Below are 26,064 nucleotides of genomic sequence, written 5' to 3'. Positions count from 1 at the left end.
CTAAAATATCAGTCTGTCAGGTCCAAAAAACCGGAAAGCAATACCAAATGAAAGAACGGAGATAATCATTCCTATCATAAAAATGTTATAGGTGAGCCTTAATATCCGGTACTTTTTGTTCAATACCAGCCCCAAATAGTATAGATCTTTGGTGAGGGAGGAATAAACGTAGTCCTTGTCCTTCACCAATTCCTTCAAGGCCCACTCATATTCATTTAGCTCCATTTGATGAAAATTGCCAAAGAATAAAAGGTTCACCCGTTTTTGTTCCACATCTTCCTTGGTGAACTTACCGGTGGTAACATTGGGTCTGGTGGCCAAAACGGATAATACCATGGAGATGACACTGAAAAGGATTAGGATCATCGTGGGATAAATCAGGTAGGTGTTGGTGGGGTTATCCAGTTTGGTGAGCAAATTGGCCAGTACCAAAGAAATGATAATGGCATTTACAGACAACAAAATGTTGGCTTTGGTATCGGCAATGTCACTCAGCTTCAAGTGGTTTTTCAGCGTCACTCTATAGAGGGTCTGTACACTTCTATCAGGGCTTTCCTCTTTGTATTTGGCCTTAAGAGCTTCCTTTTTGGCGATGTTCTTTTCCGTTTTTTTCTCTTTGAGCAACTGTTTCAAATTACGTTCTTTTCCTTTTTGCCAATTTTCATTGGCATAGTCGGTATAGAACCTATGTTCATTTCGGAACATTTGAATGTTTTTTTCCCTCCATTCTTTGCTCGAATAGTCCGCAATGCCCAGATCTTTCAGTTCTTTCTTTAAAAAGTCCGTGGTTTCCCAATAACTTTTCTTGGCAAAGTGGGACATATCTGCATCCCTAATGATTTCCTCCAATAAATTTTGTGGCTCGTGCCTTTTTTTTGTGGCCAAGATGAGATCACAGACTTCCTTGATATCCTGTGTTTTATAGCCATTATCCATAAGAAAGTCAGCAGCAACCTTACAACTAGCTTCTTCATGGTTCAGAGGGTCCTCAATATAACCCGTATCATGCAGCCAAGCGGTCAAAAGCAACTTTTCATTTTCCTCTTCCTTTAGGTCATAGAAATTGATCAATTCTTTAGTACTTTTAACTACACGCTGGGTATGTCGTAAATTGTGGTATAAAAACCTCGGGTCGAGCTTTTTATCAAAAAGTTCACAGACAAATTGTTCAGTTTTTTCAACAATATCCGACATAACTGCATGTTTGAATTATCCAAAGTACAAAATTTTGGATTCAACCTCATGTGCTTATGAAGAAACATTACCTGTTCATCCTCTTGTTGGCAATGGTATACGGTTGTGCAACCTATGAGGCAAAATATGCAGACACCTCTGGTACTCCCATCCCTTTTGATACCAAGGAAGTTGAGCATACCTTTTATCTCATCGGAGATGCGGGTTTATCGCCAGAGGGGGACCTAAATCCTACACTAAAAAAGTTTAAATCTGTTTTAGCCAAGGCCGATGAAAACAGTACCGCCCTTTTTTTGGGAGACAACATTTACCCTGCTGGTTTCCCCGATAAAGATGATGATCCCAAAGGACATGAACTTTCAAAGCACTACTTAGATGCCCAATTGAGTACAGTGGAATCCTTTAAAGGAAAAACGGTTTTTATTCCTGGCAACCATGATTGGTACAGCAATGGGCTGGAAGGATTGGAACGCGAAGAAAAATACATTCAAAAAGCACTGGACAGTAAGGATGTATTTCTTCCGGACAATGGTTGCCCTATTGAAGAAATTGAAATTGGCAATAACATTTTGGTGTTGGCCATAGATACGGAGTGGTACCTGACCGATTGGGACAAGCATCCCACCATGAACGACAAATGCGAGATCAAAGATCGGGGACGCTTTTTTGAAGAGCTGGAAAGCGAAATCAAAAAAAATCTGGACAAGACCATTATCATTGCTCTGCATCACCCTATGTTCACGTATGGCTCCCACGGAGGACAGTTTTCTTTTAAACAGCATATATATCCAAGCGGTGATGGCTTTCCACTTCCCATTTTGGGAACAGTGGCCAATATGTTGAGACGAACTTCGGGGGTTAGTATTGAGGATTTGTCCAACAAAAAGTACAACGAGCTTCGAAAGCGCATTCTGACCCTTTCACAATATTCAGATAAGGTGATTTTTGTCTCAGGGCATGAGCATACCCTTCAATATATTGTGGAATCCGGGAAACCACAGATCGTAAGTGGAGCCGGTGCCAAAACCGGTGCCACCCGACTTTTGAACGGAAGTAAATTTTCTACAGGGGAAATGGGTTTTGCAGTGCTAAAAGTGTACAAGGATGGGTCATCCAGTGTTAGTTTCCATGGAATTGAAGAAGATGGAAATAAAGCATTGTTTGCCACCGAGGTGCTGCCACCTGATAGATCAACACTAAAAACGCCGCTACCGGATGATTTTCCGCTCTATAAGGAGGCCTCTGTGTATACTGCGGAAGAAATCGATAAAAGTGGCTTCCATAAATGGTTATGGGGGGAACGCTACAGAAAATATTACGCCACAAAAGTAAAGGCGCCAACGGTCCGTTTGGATACCCTTTTCGGCGGACTTACCGTGGTGCGAAAAGGAGGAGGGAACCAATCAAACTCTTTACGATTGGCGGACAAGGAAGGAAGGGAATATGTAATGCGCGACCTTCGGAAAAGTGCTGAACGCTACCTGCAGGCCATTGCATTTCAAGATCAATATATTATTGGGCAGTTTGAAGATACCTACACAGAAGATTTACTTTTGGATCTCTACACCGGGGCCCATCCGTATGCACCGTTTACCATAGCCAAATTATCTGATGCTGTGGACATCTATCATACCAATCCTAAATTGTATTATGTTCCCAAACAATCCGTTTTAGGCGATTTCAATTCTGATTTTGGTGATGGTCTTTACATGATTGAGGAACACGTATCTGATGGGCATGATGAATTGGAAAGCTTCGGGAAAACCAAAAAAATTGAAAGCACCTATGACCTTATCAATAAACTAAGGGAAGATGAGGAATACAAAATTGACCAAAAGGAATATGTGAAGGCCCGTTTGTTCGATATGCTGCTGGGAGACTGGGACCGTCATGTAGATCAATGGCGATGGGCCGAGTTTAAAACGGAAGATGGCAACAAAATTTTTAAACCTATTCCAAGAGATAGGGATCAGGTGTTTTCTCGTTGGGGCGATGGCCTTATAATGGAATTTGGTTCAAAATCAGTTCCTGCTTTGCGCATTTTTGAAGGATTCCATGATGAAATCAGGAGTGTGAAAGGGTTTACCTCCTCACCACGGACCTTTGCATTGGATATGGCCCTGCTTTCTGAAACCGACATGCAAATGTGGGTTGATGAGGCCAAGTTCATTCAGCAGCATATTAATGAAGAGGTCATAGACGAAGCATTCATGGCCTTTCCCGAAGAAGTAAGGGATGAAACGGTTATTAATATCAAAAATACTTTATTGGCTAGAAAGGAGAATTTGGTAGAAACCGCAAGAGAGTACTTTGCCATTCTCAACAAGTACAGTGTGATCACCGGAACGGACAAGGATGATTATTTCAGCATCAATTCACTGCAGGATGGAAGTGTTGAGGTGATAGGCTACCGCATTAAAGGAGGGGAAAATGCCGATATTTTCTTTCAAAAAGTCTACCAGCCAAAGTTTACCAAGGAAATTTGGGTATATGGCTTGGACGACGACGATGTTTTTGATGTCACTGCAAAAAATTCCCGGATAAAAATCAGGATTGTGGGCGGGCAGAACAACGATGTGTACAAGATTGGAGAGCGCTCGGAAAAAGTGCACGTTTATGATTTTAAGCGCAAAAAGAACACCTATGATGAAGCCTTTGGAGGGAAAATCCACCGTTTGAACGATTACGAGACCAACACCTATGAGTTTATGAAAATCAAGGCAAGCAATAATCAATTATTGCCCAGCCTGGGGTTTAATCCGGATGATGGTTTTAGACTTGGATTTACCGACACGTATACGCTGAATGCTTTTCGGCAGAATCCTTTTACCCAGCAGCATACTTTCAACGCGGCATTTTATTTTGCCACAAATGGATTTAATTTGGGATACAGGGGAGAGTTTGCCAATGTGATAAATGAAGTAAACCTAGAGGTTCAAGCTCAGTTCACCAGCCCTAATTTTACCCTGAACTTCTTCGGGTTTGGTAATGAAACGGTCAATAATGATGATGACGAACCCCTTGGATTGGATTATAACAGGGTCAAGTTGCGAACATTTAGGGTTGCTCCCTCACTGGTTTGGCGTGGGTATTTGGAATCTAAAGTTCGGGTTGGTGTTTCTTATGAAGACATTGAGGTTGAAGCCACAGAAGATAGATTCATTAATGAATTTTATATTGGAAATGGGGAAGAACAACACCAGAGATTCTTGGGTGTAGATGCAGAATACTCCTATTCAAATACGGATAATGAAGCCTTTCCCACTTTGGGGATGAGCTTTTCTTTGCATGGTGGGTATAAGACCAATGTTCAAGAATCGGGTAGGTCTTTTGGGTATGTGGTGCCCAGTTTGTCCATAGATCATAGATTGTGCTCCAATGGCAAGTTGGTCCTTGCCACAAAAGTAAAAGGACACATAAATATTGGGGACGATTTTGAGTTTTATCAAGCTGCCAGTATAGGAGGGAATGATGGGTTGCGCGGTTTCCGGTTTCAGCGTTTTACGGGAAAGACCTCGTTTTATCATAGTACAGACCTCCGCTACAGTTTTAGGAGTCGGCAAACGGGATTGTTGCCCGTAACGCCTGGAATTTATGGAGGATTTGATTATGGCCGTGTTTGGCTACCCGGTGAGGACTCGGATAAATGGCACAATTCGTATGGTGGAGGGTTTTTTGTGAACGGGGCCGATATGCTTACCGCCAATTTTGGGTTGTTCAATAGTACCGATGGGCTTCGGTTTGCCTTTGGAATGGGCTTCGGGTTTTAGTTAATGGAAAAGGAATACAGACTGCCCCCTCCTGTTATTATATTTTTTTCGTCGGCGATCAAGAGTGTTTTTCCATCCAAAAACCCAATGGATTCTGTTTGGGTATTGCTATTAAAGTCAATGATTTGTATAGAGGCCGTTTCAAAATTGGGAAGTTCAAAGTCCCTTACCAAAAAAATCAGGCCATATCCCAACAAAGCAATGGTTTTGCCATCGGGTGAAATATCGGCTCCCGTGACCGAACAGCGATTTTGACTTTGGCATAATAGCATTGAGCCCAAGAATTCGGCCTCGTATTCGCCCTCAATATCAGGAACCCTGTAGATGAGGGTTTCTCCAGTATAAGGTCGTGTACGATTTTTGGTAAAAATGTAGAGATGTCCTTCTCTATGAAAAAAACCCTCGGTGTCAAAAAGCAAACTGTCTTTTTTGGGCGGAAATTCCTTTTGTTGGGGGTAATGGAACTCAATTTTTTCTGCATTGGGTTCTTTTTTCTCCAACTGGGAACTTGAAACACGATAAATGGTCAAGTTCTTTCTGTCGTTGTTATTATTTCCAAAATCGCCTATGTAGAGATTACCCTGTTTGTCCATGGCCAAGTCTTCCCAATCCTCATTTTTGGCATGGTCAATTTTAAGATCTTTGATGACATTGGCCTTCTTGTCGACTTTGTAAATTTTATCCTTGTTGCCACTATCCTGAATAACCCAAATGTCTCCCTGGCCAATCCCAATCCCCGATACTTCTTTGAGCTTTGATGGAAAACTCCCCAAATGTTTCAATTTCCCGTAATAGGTTTTTTGGGCACATCCTTGGGCAAAAACCAAAATCAAAATAAGGGCAAGTCGGCTCATTTGGACTCCTTTATGGGCAGATATATCTCAGCTCTCCATTTTATTTCGTTACCTTCACTTTTTGGGTCATTATAAAACACTTCTATTGGAGTTTTTTCAACGTCAATGTTATTCTTTTTGGCGTAGTCCAGTAAGGCATACCAAGCTCTGTCTGATGTAATATAATTGCCAAAATATTCCGCTTTCAAAGCTTTTTTCCTAAAAATTCTTTTATACTGAATATCTGTTCCAATGGGAAGTTTTTCCGAGCGTATTATGGGACGACCAAAATTGAAATGGATACTGTCAGTTTCTTGATCCCATTGCGTTATTTCAATCATTGGAAAACCATCAAACTCAACACCACTTTCCACAAGTGACCCAAAAAGATAACTGAAGTTTTTCATCATTTCATCGGCCTTTTGCAGTTGGGTGCACTTAATAGGGAGATAGGCAATGTACTTGGTTGGCATTTCCTCCTCCCCAATAATACGGACTTTAAATTTCTCTTTATGGTTTTTAAGGACTTCCATAAAATCCATCACAGTTTTCCTGCTGCGCTTTTCAAAATCTGTATCAAAAAATGGTACCTGTAACTTGTTCATAAGACTGTGATCCTCATCCTTGATATTCACTTTGACGCGGGATGTGGAGTCTGTAAGTGGCTCAATTGTCCACTTATAGCTATGTATGGAATCACCAAACTTTACTTTATGGATAAGGTGGTACAGGTCGTTTTCTTGATGAATTTTTTCCACGGGATCCAAATTTCTATCCCAAAGTTTAAGGCTTTGGTTGATTGCTCCAGGGAAGGTGTCTGCTTTAAAACGGACAGTATAGTCTGAAGGTTTTAAAAAAAGATACCATAAAATTACACCTACTACAAGCGTTAGGGCTGCTAAAATAATTTTTCTCATAAACAACAAGCAAAAATAGAAAATTACCCTCTAGTCATGTCAAGTTTATCTACGATGAATTTTCCAAGGTCGCGCCCTTGCTTTACACCCACCTCTATTGCAGCACGATAGTGGATGCCACCATACATTCTACTTATGGCTGCTTCATCGGCAGCTTGCTTGAATGATGTGAAGGAACGAACGGGCAAGCCATAAGGCACCTCGGTATCATCATCAAAAGAGAAGTTATCACCAAAAATATCCGTAAGGGCTGTGGATGCAGCACCGGAAACCACGCTGTGCCCACTCGTATATTCTGGAAAGGGAGGGGTTTGCAACACAGGTTCCCAACTATCATCAATGTACTCATTGATCAGGGTTTCCGGGCGAATAAGGTTACTTCTATATTTTTCATCCCAACAGCTAATAAATGCATCGGCAATGGCAATGGAGGTCTTGGTATAGGCATAAACGGTCTTGGCAAAATCGGCATTATCTTTTCTACTGGCTATTTTGGTAATTCCTATCCAATGGGCTCCCGGTGTGATTTTTTTTGTGGCGAACATTAAGTGTCCCCTAGTTACAGAAACATAGGGGTTACAGTCCCAGAATTGTGCTATGGCGATTTCCTCTGACTTATCACCTTTGCCTATCATGCTTTTTCTTACCTCATATACTTCCATCAACTCTTTGTAAAATGGTGAATCTTCTTCCATGGAGAAAGCAGGTGGAGGGATGGGTTTAAACTGTTCCGCCGAATCAATGGCAAACGGGCGTATTTTGCTCCAATGCGGTTCCAGACCGCTCATATAAGCAGGTGGAGTGGGCTGCCAACGTGAAGGATCTTCTGTGTTCACGGTAAACTTTGGCATGGTCCGTGTCTGTTTGTAATTGTCCTTGTCCATCCAAGCTCCAATAAAATCGGCCACTTCCAGGCCATAAGCTTTGGATGCATTGAAAACAGGCTCATTTTTATCGGCCCAGAGGGTATATAGGCTATCCCGAAAACTTTTGACTCGTTCTTCGGAGAAAATCAATCTTCTGCTCAAATCCATGTGGGCCACCAAGGCGGCCATTTCATAATTGATGTTATCTTCTTTGGGACTTGGAATGTTCTTTAGGTCGTGCACTTGTCCTGCCAGTGACTTATAACCGTCCTCTTTTTGGGCGATTATTTCATAAGCCGCAATGTTGGGATACGCAAAAATTCGGCTTGCAACAGGGGGAGAGAAGATATCATGAATCATGACCTCAACAACCTTGTCCACAGATTTATGATAGTCTTCGGGGGTTATGGTAATGGGTTCCTGCTTTTTTTGGCAGGAAACAAAAACCAACAGTAGTGCTACCAGTAAACTAATTCTTTCTTTCATGGCCTTTATTAATTATTGATTCTATATACTTGTGCTTTGTCGTTATTGAAAATGGCGAGTACGTACTTTTCGCCGTTTAGGGTCAATGTGTTTAAATGCCTCAAGGACTTTTTTGTAAAGTCCAGGCCCAGTTCATTGCCCAAAATTACCTCATTTTCACTTTTTAGGAGTGCCCCGGGAAAGGAATCAAGGCGGCCATGGTAGGGCTTGACCCCAAAAAAGTTGCCACCCATCAATACTTCTTGGGTCCCATCACCATCAAAATCTTCCACCAAAAATTCCATAATGGGCGAAACTTGGAGTTCACTTTTAAAAGGGACAAAAGTAAAATTGCCGTTATCATTTTTTAAATACCCAGACTCAAGCGTGTTTACCTCCAAAAGGGTCGATTTTTTCAAGATTTCTTTACCAAATAGCTCTTCCATGGTCTTACCGGCAAAAGATTTATAGGTGGTGAACTCCTTTCTCAAATAGACCAATTGCGAGGAAAGCCCATCCAAGGATTCCAATGGATAATATTCACCATTTTTTTCCAAGGCTGTTACGGTTTCGGTTTGACCGTTGGCATCAAAGTCATTGAAAAACAACTTCATGGGATACTTTTTAGAGGCCCTAAATTTTGAGTTCGTACCCCAATTACCCAAGAGGTAGTCTTTATCACCATCGCCATCAATATCAAATGAAGCTACGCTTTGCCATAGCCCCTTTACATCCAGGGATTTGGCTTCGGTAAAAGTACCGTTGTTGTATTCGAGAAATTTGGGTGACATCCATTCACCCACCAAAATCAAATCTTGGGCTCCATCCCCATTAAAATCTTCCCAAATGGCATCGGTCACCATTCCTTTGGAATAGGCTTCAAATCCTTTAAAAACAGAAAAATTCCCATTGTTGTTTTCCAAAATATAAGAAGTTGCAGGAGCTCCAAATTTGGCGGTAATGGTATGTCCTCCCACGAAAACATCCAAATCACCGTCCCCATCAAAATCATGGGGTTTGACCACTGAGGCATTTTGAAAAAACTTGGGCAATTCCATTGTTGAAAAGCTGGAATCTTTGCTGACATAATAGGTTTCCAATAATACATCGGACTCACCAAAAAAGTCACCGCCACCTGCTGTTACAAACAAATCATTTTTTTTATCGTTATTGAAGTCGGCAATGGTTGCCGAAATGTCTTCTTTGATGGAATCGGTGGCTATGGTTTCAAAACGTTGCTCCACAAAAGTTGAGTCTTGTTGTAGATAGATTTGTGAAGGAACGAATTTTGATCCTCCAACGAAAACATCTTCCTTTCCGTCGCCATTAAGGTCGCCCAGAGCGAGTGCCGGACCTCTATCCGAAACTTGGTACGGAATCAGTTTTTCGCGGTTAAAATCGGTGTAGTTGTCTTCTACATGGGTAAAATCTATGCCTAGACTATTGGGGACAGGCTCAAAGAGGCTTTGGGGTTTCTTGTGCAGTGATTTGTAGTCAAAAGGTTTTGTGTCTTTGGGTTGAATGGTCAAAGTTTGGTTTGTGACAACATCTTTTAGGGTTTGATAGGTTTTGTTTGGCCAAATGATTCTGATGGAATCCACTTTTTGAATGTTGCCGTACCCAAAATGGATTATGGGTTCTGACGATGCCTGAAATCCACGTGTGGGGAACAATTCTTTGAATTGAAGTTCTCCATTTTGATAGGAGTACACTTTTGTTCCGATACCAAACACGTTTTTTTGGGTAAACTGGAACTTTAATTTGAGATAATTTCCTTTTTTGGCGGCTTTGTTAATGTAAAGGGAAGCAGGTTGGTTGATGTTATTTGTTACCAGATCAAGGTCGCCGTCATTGTCAAAATCCCCCATAGCCGTAGCTCCTGAAATTAAAGTGTCTTTGGTAATCCAGTCCCCAGACCTGTCCTTGAACTTCAAATCCTTGCTTCCTTGGAATACGTAGTTGTGTACATTTCCTGACGGCATTAGATTCAATGCTTTTTGATCTACAAGTTTGGTGTTGTCTATTTTTTTCTGGATTTCGTCACTGGAAACAAATTTCACAAAATCAAGGTCGTTGGGCCGTTTTGGAATCCCATTTGAAATAAAGAGATCCTGTGTGCCGTCCAGGTCATAGTCCCCGAACAACGCACTCCAGCTCCAATCGGTTGCAGCAATACCGCTCATCAGGGCAGTTTCTATATAATTTCCATCGGGCTGGTTTACAAAAAGCATATTTCGGGTAAACTGGTAGTGGTACCCAAAACGATCAACCCGTAGCTTTTGTGTTTGAATGTTGTCATCGCCTTCAGAAGATTTTAAGGTTACCTCGTCCTCGGGCAACATGTCCAACGAAATAATATCGGGACGCCCGTCATTGTTAATATCGGTGACATCATTTCCCATGGAAAACCGGCTAGTGTGGCCAAAATATTTTTTGAGACTTTCCGTAAAAGTGCCATCACCGTTGTTTAAGTAATAGTAATCGTCCTCATGGAAATCGTTCCCCACATAAATATCCGGGTACCCATCCTGATTGAAGTCGGCTATGGCCAAACCAAGGCCGTACCCATTGATGCCGCCATAAATGCCGGCTTCTTCGCTCACATCCACAAACCGACCGTCATCATTGCGAAGCAATTTGTCTCCTGTTTCGTATCGGCGCTCAAACCGCAGGTCGAACCTGCCAAATGAATTTTGGGTGTGCACGGCATGGTTTAGAAGATACAAATCCAAGTCTCCATCAAGATCATAGTCAAAAAATGCGGCGTTGGAACTGTAGGAATCGAAATCGAGGCCGTATTCTGCTGCACTTTCCGCAAAGGTGTTGTCGCCGTTGTTTATGTAGAGTTCATTGAATCCGTTAAACCCATTGATGCCCACAACGGCACAGACATAAATGTCCAAAAGACCGTCTCCATTCACATCAGCCATGGTTGTTCCGGTGTTCCAGCTGCTATTTCCCTCAATTCCAGCTGAACTGGAAATATCTTCAAAACTTAGATTGCCTTTGTTGAGGTATAACTTGTTTTTCACCTGGTTTCCGGTGAAGAAAATATCTGGGAGCCCATCGTTGTTAATGTCCCCAATGGATACCCCTCCGCCGTTATAAAAATAGAGGTAGTCCAAAATGCTCAGATCTTCGGTTGTGGTCAACGTATTGGTAAACTCCACACCAGTCTTTTCTGGGGTAGGATTTTCAAAAAGACTACCTTCCTTCTTACAGCCCACAAAAAGGATTAAAATCAAAACGGCTATTTTGAGCTTATTCATCAATGGCAAAAATCTTTGGTTTATTGTTATTGATGGCCACTATAACGAATGTTTTTCCGTTTTTGTCCTTGAATTGCTCCATATACTTTACCTCGTCCTTTACCTTAAACCCACTCACGTTATACTCCTGCCATTCAAATCCAAGCTTGCCGTCGCCCAATAAAAGATTTCCATAGCTGGCGTCCAGTCTGGAGAATTGCGGTTTGTATTCAAAATTGTTCCCTGCCATGATCAGGTCCAGATTGCCGTCTTTGTTCACATCGGCACAGGTAATATCACAAACGCAGGATAGTTGCACCCGAGGATGAAGATTTTTAATGGTAAACTTACCACCACCTTCGTTAATGGCTATCACCGAAGCGGAAGTTTCCACTTTTTTTACGATGGAATTCTTAACCACTTGCTCTGGAAAAAGTTCGTGGATGGTCCTGTGGGCATAGTCCGACGCTTTCAGGTTTTGCTTTTTTAGGCCCGGCAACTGCTGGGTGAGCTCCCTTTTTTGGTGGATTGGGTAATCACCGCCATCTTGACCCATGGTTGCAATTTGTTCAATGGTACCATTGTTGTCGTAATCGTTGATCCATAATTTCATGGGGTGCTCCATGGAAGGTTTATAGTGCAGGTTTAATCCTTGATTCCCAAGAATCAAATCCATGTCCCCGTCATTGTCCAAATCTGCACTTTCCACAGTATTCCACCATCCGTAAAGGCTATCCAATGAAGAAGGCATTTTGGTGAGCCTTCTGCCCGTATTTTTGTAGATTTTTGGAGTGTCCCATTCCGCTGTAACAATGAGGTCTTTTTTGGAATCCCCATCAATGTCCACCCATTTGGAATCGGTTACCATTCCGGCATCCTTAAGGTCGTAGCCCAATCGCTCGGTAACATTGGCAAAGGTACCATCTCCCATATTTTCCAGGAAAAGATGGTCTGGTGATATGCCATAAACGCCCACCACGCTACGCGAACCTATAAATACATCCATATCACCATCATCGTCAAAATCAAAAGGGGATATGGTCGAAACATTTTTAAAGGTTGATGGCAGCTGACTTTCAGAACGGGTGAAATTCCCTTTGCCGTCATTTAAGTATAATCGAGGGACGTAACTGCGTTGTTCACTAACATTATTACCGCCCGAACCTACCATGAGGTCTAGGTCATTATCACCATCGGCATCAAAAAAGGCCGCGGCAACATCTTCTAGCATTTGGTCTTCCTCAAATGCCCTTGATGGTTTTTGGGTGATTTTTCCATTTCCGTTGTGCAGATAGATGGTTCCAGGCTGGTTCCGGGCTCCACCAATAAAGAAATCCTCATTTCCATCTCCATTGATATCGGCCACCGCCAAAGAAGGGCCTTCTTGCGAGAGTTTTTGATAGATAAGACCTTCGTAGTCAAAATCGTTGTAGTTGTCCTCTTGGTGAGCCATTATGGTTCCAGTTTCCAACTCTGTCAAGAAAGGTTTTTTGTTTTCTTTTTTGATGGGATCATAGATTTCGGTTGCATCGGCATAGTTTAAAGTGATGCGCTGGTTGGCTTCTACATTTGTGATTTTCTGGGTTTGTTGATCGGGCCAAACAATGCGTATTGAATCCAAGGTTTCTGATTTGCCCAGGCCGATGGTCATGCCATATTCCATGGAGGATTGAAACCCTCTGGAAGGGATAAGCTCTTGGTTAATGATGTGGCCATCAAAATAAAACTTGGCCAGGGTGCCCACACCAAATAGGTTGGTTTTGGACCCTTTGAACTTCAATTGAATATAGTTGTTGTCCAATTGGGTGTCAGTGTTATTTCTGTAAATAAAGGCAGGAGTGTTTACATTGTTGATGACCAAATCCAAGTCGCCATCATTGTCCAAATCCCCATAGGCGGCGCCATTGGAGCGGGACGGCAGTTCAAACCCCCATTCTTTATTGGCATTCTTAAATGAAAAGTCCCCATTATTTTTATAAGCGTAATTGGGTTGGGGTTTAACCGGCATTTTATTGATTATGGAGTCAATGGATTCCTTTTTACCTGTAAGGGCCATTTTTTGAACGATTTCGTTGGCGAAAAAATCGACAAAATCCAAGTCTGTAAGATCGTGATTGATACCATTGGTGATAAAGATGTCCTTGAAACCGTCATTGTCCATATCAAACATAAGTCCGGCCCAACTCCAGTCTGTGGCATCAACACCGCTATAATAGGCTATTTCCGAAAATGTTCCATTTCCATTGTTGAGTTGCAGTGTATTCTGAATGTATTGTTGGCCAAAATCCTTGCTCTGTTTTAGGTCAAAAATTGTATATCCCTCAAATTCCATCACAGATTTTACCCGATGTTCTTTTTCGGGCAACATGTCGGTGATGAAAATATCGTTATGCCCATCATTATTGATGTCTGCAATATCAATTCCCATAGCAGATAGGCTCAAATGCGAGGTCCACTTCATTATTTCTTCATTGAAGGTGCCATCTTTTTGGTTGATGTAGAGATAATCCCTTTCATAAAAATCATTGGATACATATATATCAGGAAAAAGGTCGCCGTTAAAATCCGTAATCAACACTCCTAGTCCGAAACCAATGAGACTGCCATATATACCTGCTTCTTCGCTTACTTCTACAAACTTGCCATTATCATTTCGTAACAGCATATCACCCACCCCTTTAAAGATATGTGGCACACCTTCCCAATCTTGGGCACGGACTGTACGTTGTTCAGCATAACCAAGACTACTTACAGGTATGTTGCTGTTGTTAAGAATATAAACATCCAAATCACCATCCTTGTCATAATCAAAGAAAGAGGCATGGGTGGTAAAGCCTGTTTTGGCCAAGTTGTATTCACTGGCCTTTTCGGTAAAAGTTAGATCTCCATTGTTAATGTAGAGGTCGTTATCGTGGTTGTTGCCCTCCATGTTTCCCGCGTTGCAGACATAGATGTCCAATAGTCCATCTTGGTTTATATCAACCATGGACACTCCGGTGGACCATGGTTTGTTGCCCAAGACCCCGGCACTTTCCGATATATCTTCAAATTGCATATTGCCTTTGTTTAGATAAAGCCTATTGGGTTCCATGTTGCCGGTGAAATAGATATCCAGCAAGCCATCATTATTTATATCTCCAAGAGCTACACCGCCGCCGTTGTAGAAGTTACGATACTTAAAGATGTTAAAATCTTTTTTGTTTTTTACTGTGTTGACAAAAGTTACCCCTGTTTTATCTGGGGGTAATAAGGTGAAGAGTGTCTCAACATCTGGTTTATCCACCCTTTCTGATTCCTTTTCCGTACAGGACAAAAAAAGAATTATAAAAGGACATATGATTAGATATGTAAGTTTCATGCTAAGTTGCGTTTTTTGATTAAAAAAGGGAGAATTTCTATTTATAAGGACGAATTCTTCTCAATCTAGTCCATCTTTTAATCTTTTCAATGAATTCAGAAATATCCAAGGGCAAATTTTAGGTCAAATCACTGGACTCATAAATTCTTTGATTTAAGTCAATGCTAAACATCTAAACTACCACGTTGGATACTTATCTCAAAATTATTTCCACCCATTAATATTTCATTAATCATTTCTTTGTCAAAATTTTCATAAAAGTATACTGACTTCAGGGGATTAGAAAAGAAGGAATAAATTTTGGGTAGCAAATGATTTAAAATCCAGTGCGTTGTATAATAATAGTTTAATTCAAAAGCCCGCCATTTGGCGGGCTTTTATATAAAAATAATCAATTGATCATTTTTTAGTATCCAGGATTCTGCTGAAGGTTTGGATTCGCCAGAACATCCGAAATCGGAATTGGGAAAATCAATCTAGTGTCATCACTAGCTTCCTTAAGATTCCAAGCGCGTGAATATTCACCAAATCGTATTAAATCCTGTCTTCTTACCATTTCCTGATAAAGTTCACGACCTCTTTCGGCGAGCATATCTGCTGCTGTAACAGATAACAATGGAGAAGCATCTCTAGTAGTTCTCAATTCGTTTATCATTGCTGTTGGATCTCCTCCCATACGCCACATGGCTTCGGCTTTCATCAAGAAGGCATCGGCATATCTGTAACGTACAATGTGTCGTCTTCTATCTCCACCTTCTTCATTAGGGTGGTATTTGAACATCCTAATTCCGGAGGTTTCTAAAACTGCATTGTCTGCAGGTGCCGAATATTCTGCTTTTTCGGCTTCTCTTGTAAATACTAAGGGAACTCCTCCCACATTTTCTCTGGCATCTAGGGGTGTTCCATCTTGCTCATATTGTTGATTGATCAAGAAACCAAGGCCAATCCCTAAATTTTCTGCGTTGGCCGTACTTGGGTCGTGTACAACTCCTCTTCGTTCTTCTTGTCCGTCCCCAGGGTAATTTGTATCCGCGGGTCCTTCGAAAAGATCATAGAATTCTGCAAGTGTTGTAAATCCATTCCAACCTCCTCCGTCATTGAATCCTGGGAAGTCTTGGTTGTAGTGAAGTGTGTGCCAAATCCTTGGGCCGGCATCAGCAGCTGACCACCAAATGGTTTCCACGTCGTTACTTGGTTTGAATATGTCAAAATATTTTCCAGGTTCAGCCAAGGTATAACCACTTGCGGTTATTGCATCCACAGCATCAACAACGACCTGCATATCCGAAGCTTGGGGTTCTGTTCCCAAGTAGACATGTTTGTTCAGGTGAAGCCTTGCCATTAAGAGGTGGGCGGCAGCTTTTGAAGGGGTTGCTTTGGCGCTGATCGGGTCTCCAACGGATACTTCCGGAAGGTCAGCAATGGCAATATTCAAATCAGCAACAATACTATCAATGGCAACTTGGCCTGTTAAAACCTCAGGAATTGCACTGTTTGGGAGATCCAAATCTCTATACGGAATCTGCCGCCACATATCCAATATCCAATGGTATGCCCAAGCACGGTAAAAATGTGCTTGTGCTTTTAAAGTAGTAAGGTCTCCTCCAGAAGTGTTGACACTTTTAGGGCTGATTACCCGACTGGCATTAAAACTTACGGCGTTCAATTGCTGCCATGGCTGAATGATGTCAAATAATTCAGCATTCCAGGTATGACGATGAATGGAAAGCCAACGACCATTGTCTCCCCAGTCACTACCTCTTGTAGGCACTACATATTCGTCCGTGGTAACTTCGTTCAAAGCAAATAAACTCTCCTGATTGGCAAGTGCTCCACCAGCGATACTGTTTGCTAGGTTGGTAACTTCACTTTGTACGTCTTGAACCCCTGCAAATCCGTCGGTTATAAGGGAATCTGTTTCTTCTATTTCCAAATCTGTACATGAGAACATTAAAGGAACTAGAAGCGATATACTTAAATAATTAGCGATTCTTTTCATAAAAACAATTTTTTAAAATGTAACATTTATACCTAAACTAAAAGTTCGAGGTCTAGGATAGGATAAATAATCTATAGATGCAGAAGGAACTCCTCCGATTGCCTGAGGTACGTCTGAAGTACTTACCTCAGGGTCTGGACCGCTGTAATCGGTAATCAACAATAAGTTTTGACCGGTTAGATTCAATCGCATGCTTTTTAGAGTTCCATCTCCACTTAAGGGCACATTATATCCGATAGAAGCAGTTTGGAGCCGCACAAAATCTCCTTTTTCCAAGAAAAAGGTGCTTGGATTTTGGCTTGATGGGCCAACGCCACTATCAATAACACTTTTTAAGTTGTTTCTACTTCCAACTTGAGGTAGCGCAAAAAGTGCATTGGCAGTATTGTTGTAGACATAATGTCCAAACTGACCTGAGAAGAATAGGGAAGCATCCCAGTTTTTATAACTAGCGCTTGTTGAGAAACCAGCTGTTACCGTAGGCAGACCTGATTTATCTTGTATGCTGGGATCGGTGTCTACGTTAAGATCAGCATCTACATTTCTTAAATTGTAAGTAAAAAGTGATCTTCCTTCTGTCAATATTTGCACAAATGCATTGGACAAACCTTGTCCGTAAACCTGGCCAGCTTGAATGTCTGGTCCGTCATAGTCGGTTAATTCGTTGTCGTTGTATGCAATATTGAAATTAGCGTTCCAGCTAACATCTTCCGATCTAATAATGTCATAATCCAAACCAAATTCAACTCCTTGGTTCACAATTACTCCATCTACATTTTGAAATGAAAATGGTTCATTGGAAGGCTGTACCGCTGGAAGGTTTAGAAGGATGTCTGAGGTTTCCTTTCGATAAAAATCTAAGTTACCCGTCAATCGATCGTTGGAAAAACCAAAATCAAGACCCACAGCGTATTGTGTTGTTTCTTCCCATTTCAAATCTGGGTTCTCAAACGCAAGCGCACGTGTAGCGGGAGCTGTAATTTGCGAGTTGGAGGAGATATCAAGTGTTGGAGCATTGAATCTTCCCCATCTGGTTCTGTTCAAATAGTTACCGTAACCAATACCTTCTTGATTACCTGTAATACCCCAGCTCAAACGAAGTTTAAGTGTGGAAAAGGCATCACCAACAAAGTCTTCTTCGTTTAACTTCCAGGCAAACGCCGCCGAGGGGAAATAACCGTATTTGTTGTTTCCACCAAATCTTGAGGAACCGTCTGCCCTAAAAGTGGCAGTGAACAAATACTTGTTGTATAAGGTATAGTTAACCCTTCCAAAGAAAGACTGCAATTCGTCCGTGGTATCAAAGGTATCCACTGTAAATGCAGTGACCGGTAGTAATGGTACCGGACCCGTTGTGATATTAGGACTCGGGAATAAATTTAAAATTCTGAATTGATTGCCAGCATCAGGCTCATCTTCGAATGTACCCACCCCGTAAGCCTGATAACCGGAGGCCAAATTTTTTGTAGCATTAAAAGCTTGGTTTGTAGCTGCGAGGATTTGATTCAAATTACCGCCTCCGTATCCTTGCCCCAGGATATTTTGTCCATTTCTGTTAAAATCTTGAAATGAATAACCTACTAACGCATCCAAGTTTGAGTTCTCAAACTCTTTTGTATAGTTAACGGTAACTTCCATTAACTTGTTTTCAGTATCCAAATTACTCACTGCGGCACGTCCATTATTTTGTGCGCCGTTTTGCAAACCAAGAATTTGAGGGCCAACTACCTGTCCCCTGGATGAGTCAGAAGCGTCGTATCCCAAATTCAGTTTGGCAGTAAATTCATCAGTAATATCATATTCCAATGAAAGGTTTCCTAAAAACCTGTTGGTATTAGTGATATCTTGATAATAGGCAAGCAGGTTAGCGGGATTTCTATCGGGCTCTGCGCTTGTGTCTGGGTTTGAAGACAAGGTAGGGTTACCGTAGTATGCAGAGGCTAGCAAGTCACCTGTACTCCCGGAAGTTCTACTTACAAAAGGTCTTTGGTCATTGATTCTAGAAATTGTGGCCTGTAGTCCAACCCTAAGTTTATCATCAAGGAATCTGTGGTTGGCGTTGATGCGACCGGTAATACGTTCTAAATTCGTATCCTCAATTACACCGAATTGCTTTGCATATCCAAAAGTCGCGCGAACGTTCCCTTTACCATAATTACGCGCATATGAAAGTGTATTGTCTGTTGACGCAGTAGTTCTGAACACAAAATCTTGCCAATCTGTCTTAGAACCCAAATTTGCACCACCTGCTTCAATAAACTCTTCGGCGGTCAACAAATCATAGGTTTCCCTAACTTCAGAAATATTCAAGCTGGTATTAAAACTCCATTGACCTTCTGAACCTGCCCCTTTACCGGACTTGGTGGTGATGATAACAACACCGTTCGCGCCACGTGAACCATAGATTGCTGTTGCAGAAGCATCTTTTAAGATACTCATACTTTCTATGTCGTTTGGGTTAAGAAAGTTAAGAGGGTTACGATTCCCACTTGTACCTGTACCCAAATCGGCACCACCAGCAGAGACTCCTTCATTGGTAACAGGAACACCGTCAATTACAAATAGCGGACTGTTGTTGGCCCTAACGGAACCTGTTCCCCTGATACGCAGAGCAATGCCTGCACCGGGCTCACCACTACTTTGCGTGATTTGAACACCTGCAGTTTTACCTTGTATCAACTGCTCTGGTGAAGAAATGACACCTTGGTTGAAATCTTCCGAGGTTACGGCTGCCACCGCACCCGTTGCGTCTTTAACCGTTGTTTGACCATAACCAATGATAACAACCTCATCCAATGCCTGGGCATCTTCCTCCATGGTTATGTTAATGGTAGATCGGCCGTTAACAGCGGTTTCTACAGTTTTGTATCCAATATAACTGAACACAAGAGTTGCCGATTCGCCGATACCGTCCAATGTGTAATTACCGTCAAAATCGGTTTGCGTACCATTGGTTGTTCCTTTAACCAATACGCTTGCTCCCGGCAATGGTCCGTTTGCATCCGAAACAGTACCAGATACTGTTTGAGCTTTCACCATACTGAAGCATAAAAAAGCTCCAAGCAGCAAAAGGCTTCTAAGTAGCGTAATCTTCATAAATAGTTAATTTTAAGTTTAGTTAATTTTAATTCAAGTGTTAAACATATATAAAAAAAAGGTTAATCAAAATTTAAGCATATTACAATATAAAGCGAAAACGGTTTCGTGTTGATAACTTTGTATCTGTAGAAGGTTGATAAAATTAATGTGCAAATAACACTTATATCATAATATAATAGCAAATAATTAAGAAATGCGCAATTTTACCACTAATATAGTATTTTTATTTTTTAGCACCTATTAACATTTTGATAAGAGTTTTTTTTGACCACATCGTGTTTTTGTTAAAATGCATATTTTGGTCAAGCCTGTTTTCTTTATTACGTAATTTCCCGAACCCAAATCTTAAGAATTAAATTAGTAACACCATAAAGTGAAAATCACATTAAAAGATATTGCAAGAGAACTTGAAGTATCCATCTCAACAGTTTCAAAGGCGTTGAAGAACAGTGAAGAAATCAGTAGGGATACCAAGGAAAAGGTACAGGCATTTGCCAAACTCTATAATTATAAGCCCAACAACATTGCCATTAGCCTCAAAAATAAGAGGACCAAGAACATCGGAGTGGTTATTCCGGATATTGTGCATCATTTTTTTACCACTGTTATCCGGGGCATCGAGAAATATGCAAATGCCAAGGGCTATAATGTAATTGTCTGTCTTTCAGAGGAATCTTTTGATAAAGAAGTGATAAACATGGAAATGTTGGCCAACGGAAGCATTGATGGGTTCATCATGTCCTTGTCCTCGGAGACCCAACAAAAAGGGGACTATAACCACCTTAAGGAAGTTACCGAACAGGGAATCCCAGTGGTGCTATTTGACAGAATCACCAACGAAATAGACTGTGATAAGGTTGTTATTGACGATGAGTTTGGTGCCTACATGGCCACCCAAAAACTTATTGAGCAAGGCAGAAAAAAAATAGCCTTGATCAGTACAGATGACTACCTCAGTGTGAGTAAAGCCCGTACCATAGGGTATAAAAAAGCATTGATTGACAGTGGTTTGGGTGTGAACGAATCCAGAATACTGAAACTTCCCACCATGGAAATGGATGAAAAAGGCATCAAGGATTTTTTCGAGGACCACCCAGATGTGGATGCCGTTTTATGTGTCAATGAGATTTTTGCAGTCTATAGTATGCGCTTGGCTCAAGAAAAGGGGCTTAAGATTCCCGAGGATATCTCATTTATTGGATTTACTGATGGTTTTCTGTCTAAATATGCCTACCCCAGTTTAACAGTAGTGGCCCAACATGGTGAAAAAATGGGAGAGATTTCCGCCCAAATGTTAATAGATAAGGTTGAAGGTGAAAAAGAGGAAGAGGAAACCTTCCAGACCAAAACTTTGGAGCCTACCTTGGTCATCAGGGATTCTATATTTCATTAAGTTTATTCTGTCCTTATCGTAAAGCTACCTACATTTGTTGCACAATTTTGGTAAGCAATGAATCAGGATTATATAAAAGCAAACCCTTGGTCAATTGTTGAGGAGGGGTTTAGTAAAGAGCAGGTAGAATCTTCCGAAAGCCTTTTCAGCTTGGGTAACGGGGCCATGGGACAACGTGCCAATTTTGAAGAACACTACTCAGGAGAAACTTTTCAAGGAAGCTATATTGCGGGCGTCTATTACCCGGACAAAACTCGCGTAGGGTGGTGGAAGAACGGGTACCCCGAATATTTTGCCAAAGTGCTCAATGCCCCCAATTGGATTGGGATTGATGTCATTATCAATGATGCTCCTTTGGATTTGAACACTTGCAAAAAAGTAGAGCATTTCCATCGCGAGCTTAATATGCAGGAAGGTTGGTACAAGCGCAGCTTTGTGGCCACAATGCCCAATGACATAGAGGTAGCTGTTGAGGTAGTTCGGTTCTTGAGTTTGGACCTGGATGAAACCGGAGCCATTCAATACAATCTTCAAGTACTGAATTCAGATGTGGAAGTAAGCATAATTCCGTATTTGGATGGAGGAATCAAAAACAAGGACACCAATTGGGACGATAAGTTCTGGAACATTACCAATATTACTTCGGAAGGAAAGAGAGCGTTTGTTCAATCCCATACCATGAAGACTAACTTTTCGGTCTGTACCTTTATGCAAAGTGAATTGTATGTTGATGGGACCAAATTTGAAGAAGAACCTACAGTAAAAAAGAATGATACCTCTGTTGGTCACTCCTATATAATTAAGCTTGGAAAAGATGAAACCCTTACGTTGATAAAATTTGGAGGTTACACCGTAGATAGAAACCATCCAAAAGATGAACTGCAACAAGCCGCCCATGCCGTTTTGGACGAAGCTTCTCAATTGGGGTTTGATGAACTCCTGCAAAAACAAAAAGAAGCTTGGGCGCAGATTTGGGAGATGAGCGACATTACCATTGAGGGCGATGTACAAGCGCAACAAGGTATCCGGTTCAATATTTTTCAGTTGAATCAGACCTATCTGGGCAAGGATTCCCGTTTGAATATCGGACCCAAGGGTTTCACAGGAGAAAAATACGGAGGAAGTACTTACTGGGACACCGAGGCCTATTGCTTACCTTTTTACATGGCCACAAAGAACCAAGAAGTAGCCTGGAACTTGCTTAAATATCGCTATAACCATCTGGAAAAAGCTATGGAAAATGCAGGAAAGTTAGGCTTTTCCAACGGGGCCGCACTCTATCCTATGGTGACCATGAATGGGGAGGAATGCCATAACGAATGGGAAATCACTTTTGAGGAAATCCACAGAAATGGTGCCATTGCCTTCGCCATTTTCAATTATTATCGATTCACCGGAGATTACAGCTATATCCCAAAAATGGGGTTGGAAGTGTTAATCGGGATAGCCCGGTTCTGGCACCAACGTGTCAATTTTTCTGAAGAGAAACAGAAATATGTAATGTTGGGGGTTACCGGACCCAATGAGTACGAAAACAACGTCAACAATAACTGGTACACCAACTACTTGGCAAAATGGTGCATTGAATATGCCTTGGAACAACTAAAAAATGTTAAGGAATCCTATCCCGATGACTACAAAAGAATCATAGATAAAGTAGAACTGACCGAAGCCGAAACTAACGATTGGGAAAAAGTTGCGGGCAATATCTACTTTCCCTATTCAGAAAAGCATAAAGTTTTTTTACAACAAGATGGTTTTTTGGACAAGAAAATGGTCAAAGTTCAGGATTTGGACAAGTCCGAACGGCCCATCAACCAGAAATGGAGCTGGGACCGCATTTTGCGCTCACCCTACATTAAACAGGCCGATGTGCTCCAAGGGTTCTATTTCTTCGAAGACCATTTCAGCCCAGAAGAATTGGAACGCCATTTTGATTTCTACGAACCCTTCACCGTTCATGAATCTTCATTGTCACCTTGCGTGCACAGTATCCAAGCGGCTAAATTGGGACGAATGGAACAGGCCTATACCTTTTATTTGCGCACCTCAAGACTAGATTTGGACGATTACAACAAAGAGGTAAAAGAAGGCCTTCACATCACCTCCATGGCCGGAACGTGGATGAGCATCGTGGAAGGTTTTGGGGGTATGCGCATTTTGAACGACCAACTCTGCTTTGCACCCAAGATTCCAGATCAATGGGATTCCTATTCCTTCAAGATCAATTTTAGGAACCAGATCATTACCATTCATGTTTCAGCAAAAGGAAGTTCTTTTGAAATCACTGGAAATGAATCATTGACCATTCAGGTTGACGGAAAATCGGTCAAATTGATTCCTGGAGAAACCACGCAGGCATGAAAACTTATCGCCTCATCACTTTTTTGATTGTGTTGGGTGCAGTATATTCATGTAAAGAGAACAGCAACCCAAAGCCCACCGAGCCACCTATGAAGAAAAAAGCGGTAGTCTATCAAGTTTTTACCCGACTTTTTGGAAATACCAATACCACCAACAAACCGTGGGGGACGATAGCGGAAAATGGTGTGGGGAAATTTGCGGATTTCACCGATAAGGCGCTGGAAGAAATCAAGGATTTGGGCATTACCCATATTTGGTACACTGGAGTGCCACATCATGCCTTGATTAACGATTATACCGACTATGGTATTTCCAATGATGACCCCGATGTGGTTAAAGGTAGAGCTGGGTCTCCCTATGCCGTAAAGGACTACTATAATGTAAACCCAGATTTGGCGATTGACCCCGCAAATAGGTTGGAGGAGTTCAGAGCACTTATTAAAAGAACACACAAAGCTGGAATGAAGGTCATCATCGATATTGTCCCCAATCATGTGGCCCGAAATTATCAAGGGACTACCAATCCCAAAGGGATTGAGGATTTTGGGGCGAGCGATGATACGAGTAAGGAATACGATGTCAACAACAATTTCTACTACATTCCCGGGGAAGCTTTCAAAGTTCCAGAGTGGGATAACGGGTATTTGCCCTTGGGAGGTGAAAAGAATGAGTTGGCTGATGACAAGTTTGAAGAAAATCCTGCCAAATGGACCGGTAACGGCTCGCGGTTGGCCCAACCCCATTTCAATGATTGGTATGAGACCGTGAAGGTCAACTATGGCATTCGGCTCGATGGGACCAAAGATTTTGACGAACTTCCAGAAGGTTTCGCATTGAAGGACCACAAAGCCCATTTTGAATTTTGGCAAGACAAAACCCTTCCCGATTCGTGGCACAAGTTTAGAGATATTGCCTTGTATTGGCTGGAATTTGGTGTGGATGGTTTCAGGTTTGATATGGCCGAAATGGTACCAGTGGAATTTTGGAGTTATCTAAATTCCAACATCAAAACGAAAAACCCCGATGCTTTTTTGTTGGCTGAGGTATATAATCCGGATTTATACCGGGCCTACATCCATTTAGGGAAAATGGACTACCTATATGACAAGGTCGACCTTTATGACAGTATCAAACATATTATGAAGGGCTATGGCTGGACGGACCATATTCCTGTGGTTCAGCAAAAAGTGGCGGATATTGAACACCACTTGCTCCATTTTTTGGAAAATCATGATGAGCAGCGGATTGCCAGTCCAGATTTTGTGGGGGATGCACAATTGGCCAAACCGGCGATGGTAGTTTCGGCCACAATAAGCACTTCGCCCACAATGATTTATTTCGGACAGGAAGTTGGGGAACCCGGTGCGGAGGATGCCGGTTTTGGCAAACCTACCCGTACTTCCATTTTCGATTATATTGGAGTGCCCCATCACCAGCGATGGATGAACAACAAAAAATTTGATGGGGGTCAACTTTCAGAAGAGGAAAAAGATTTACGCGATTTCTACCAACGCCTTTTGAATTTTACCATTGAGAGTGATGCTTTAATGGGGGACTATGAAGAAATCCATTATTACAATAAGGAGCACACCGAAGGATACGACCATCGCGTATTTTCCTTTGTACGATGGTCGTCCAACGAAAAACTTATCATTGTCTCCAATTTTGATGCACATAAAAACTATAGCTTCCAACTAAAAATTCCCGAGGAGGTCATCAGTAAGTGGCAATTGGAAAATAAAGTATATCAGCTCGGCGAAAAGCTGTACGGACAGGTCGACAAGACGCTTGCCGTCAGCAACGGGAGAGGGGAAATACAACTAGAGCTCCAACCCCTACAATCTTTTGTTTTTAGTTTGGAGCAATAAAAAAAACGGATTGCAAAGCAATCCGCCCAAGTTCAAGGTGGCTATTGATTTTATTCCTTTTTGGCTGTTTTTTGGTAGGCCAAGGCAATGGAAATACCCACAATCCCGTAAAAGATGACATCCAAAATGGCTTCTACCACGTGAGCTGTCAAGTCCATCATATTTGCTGTGGCATACCAAAGCAATCCCATGGATAAACCTACAAAAGCACCGATTAAGGCTCCAAATTCAAATCCTTGACCAAGAGAGTGATGCCCTCTGGCCCATTTGCTGTACAATGTGCTCAAAATAAAAGCCCCAATCAGATTGGAGACGGCAATAAGAGCCAAATCAGGGGTTTCCTTCATCGTGTTCACGATGGTGTGCTCTGTAAAAAAATCTACTGTGGCGAGACCCCAAATGAGGTATCCCAAAAAAAACATAACAATAGCGCCGACCAAGGTGGCCAGCAAGTTAGATTTTGAAAACATGTTGGTTATTTAATTGGTTGTTAATGTGATAAATATATTAAATAAAAATTATCAAATACATAAAATTATACTTATAATATTATCAATATTATTTTTTGAAGGTGATTTGCACATGCTTTTGGATTTCTAAAAAAGGATTCCCCGTTTCGGTTTCAAATTGTATTTTTAGCATTCTTAAACTAAAACAGGATGAAAAAAAGTTTGCTGTTGGCCTCCTTGG

At 41.6% G+C, this 26,064-nt stretch carries 13 protein-coding genes; 4 read left to right on the top strand and 9 right to left on the bottom strand.

The features are described from left to right. Positions 1 to 1,194: a Pycsar system effector family protein gene (locus FG28_RS04415; RefSeq protein ID WP_036380308.1), complete on the bottom strand. Its 1,194-nt coding sequence runs from the start codon at positions 1,192 to 1,194 to the stop codon at positions 1 to 3. A gap of 56 nt (positions 1,195 to 1,250) precedes the next feature. Here FG28_RS04415 and FG28_RS04410 point away from each other — a divergent pair, with 56 nt between their 5' ends. After that, positions 1,251 to 4,964, top strand: coding sequence for a metallophosphoesterase (locus FG28_RS04410; protein WP_036380307.1), 3,714 nt, complete (start codon positions 1,251 to 1,253; stop codon positions 4,962 to 4,964). On the opposite strand, the gene FG28_RS04405 is transcribed toward FG28_RS04410, so the two are convergent. The 7 genes from FG28_RS04405 to FG28_RS04375 all read right to left on the bottom strand — a co-directional run bounded on the left by FG28_RS04405 (position 4,961) and on the right by FG28_RS04375 (position 19,746). Continuing rightward, positions 4,961 to 5,818, bottom strand: a complete 858-nt coding sequence (locus FG28_RS04405; protein ID WP_036380306.1) for a hypothetical protein — start codon at positions 5,816 to 5,818, stop codon at positions 4,961 to 4,963. The two genes, FG28_RS04410 and FG28_RS04405, sit on opposite strands and share 4 nt — an antisense overlap. Beyond that, complete coding sequence (locus FG28_RS04400; protein WP_036380305.1) at positions 5,815 to 6,714, bottom strand: transcriptional regulator; 900 nt, start codon at positions 6,712 to 6,714, stop codon at positions 5,815 to 5,817. Before FG28_RS04400 ends, FG28_RS04405 begins: the two co-directional genes overlap by 4 nt. Positions 6,715 to 6,737: 23 nt before the next feature. Further along, entirely contained in the window at positions 6,738 to 8,066 is a 1,329-nt protein-coding gene (locus FG28_RS04395; RefSeq protein ID WP_036380304.1) for a vanadium-dependent haloperoxidase, read from the bottom strand. A gap of 8 nt (positions 8,067 to 8,074) precedes the next feature. Further along, positions 8,075 to 11,314 carry a VCBS repeat-containing protein gene (locus FG28_RS04390; RefSeq protein WP_036380303.1) on the bottom strand — a complete coding sequence of 1,080 codons (3,240 nt, stop codon included), beginning with the start codon at positions 11,312 to 11,314 and terminating at the stop codon, positions 8,075 to 8,077. Continuing rightward, positions 11,307 to 14,651: a VCBS repeat-containing protein gene (locus tag FG28_RS04385; protein WP_036380302.1), complete on the bottom strand. Its 3,345-nt coding sequence runs from the start codon at positions 14,649 to 14,651 to the stop codon at positions 11,307 to 11,309. Before FG28_RS04385 ends, FG28_RS04390 begins: the two co-directional genes overlap by 8 nt. A 406-nt stretch (positions 14,652 to 15,057) precedes the next feature. Beyond that, positions 15,058 to 16,650, bottom strand: coding sequence for a RagB/SusD family nutrient uptake outer membrane protein (locus FG28_RS04380; protein WP_036380301.1), 1,593 nt, complete (start codon positions 16,648 to 16,650; stop codon positions 15,058 to 15,060). Positions 16,651 to 16,662: 12 nt separating this feature from the next. Then, a complete protein-coding gene (locus tag FG28_RS04375) occupies positions 16,663 to 19,746 on the bottom strand; it encodes a SusC/RagA family TonB-linked outer membrane protein (protein WP_036380300.1) in 3,084 nt (1,027 codons plus the stop codon). Between the two features lie 376 nt (positions 19,747 to 20,122). On the opposite strand from FG28_RS04375, the gene FG28_RS04370 reads away from it, so the two are divergent. From FG28_RS04370 to FG28_RS04360, 3 genes are read left to right on the top strand one after another with little or no spacing between them, the layout of a single operon-like run. Continuing rightward, the gene (locus FG28_RS04370; RefSeq protein ID WP_036380299.1) at positions 20,123 to 21,142 is read left to right on the top strand and encodes a LacI family DNA-binding transcriptional regulator; all 1,020 of its coding nucleotides are present in this window, start codon (positions 20,123 to 20,125) and stop codon (positions 21,140 to 21,142) included. A gap of 57 nt (positions 21,143 to 21,199) precedes the next feature. Beyond that, positions 21,200 to 23,506, top strand: coding sequence for a glycoside hydrolase family 65 protein (locus tag FG28_RS04365; protein WP_036380298.1), 2,307 nt, complete (start codon positions 21,200 to 21,202; stop codon positions 23,504 to 23,506). Further along, positions 23,503 to 25,374 (top strand): alpha-amylase family protein, encoded by a 1,872-nt coding sequence (locus FG28_RS04360; RefSeq protein WP_036380297.1) that lies wholly within the window; start codon positions 23,503 to 23,505, stop codon positions 25,372 to 25,374. Before FG28_RS04365 ends, FG28_RS04360 begins: the two co-directional genes overlap by 4 nt. A 50-nt stretch (positions 25,375 to 25,424) precedes the next feature. Here the strand turns inward: FG28_RS04360 and FG28_RS04355 are convergent, their stop codons facing one another. Further along, entirely contained in the window at positions 25,425 to 25,844 is a 420-nt protein-coding gene (locus FG28_RS04355; RefSeq protein WP_036380295.1) for a hypothetical protein, read from the bottom strand. Positions 25,845 to 26,064 lie beyond the last annotated feature (220 nt).

It is taken from the genome of Muricauda sp. MAR_2010_75 (assembly GCF_000745185.1).
Taxonomy (GTDB): domain Bacteria; phylum Bacteroidota; class Bacteroidia; order Flavobacteriales; family Flavobacteriaceae; genus Flagellimonas.
Note: the sequence above shows the minus strand (reverse complement) of the source record. Positions and strands in the feature narration are given on the sequence as shown.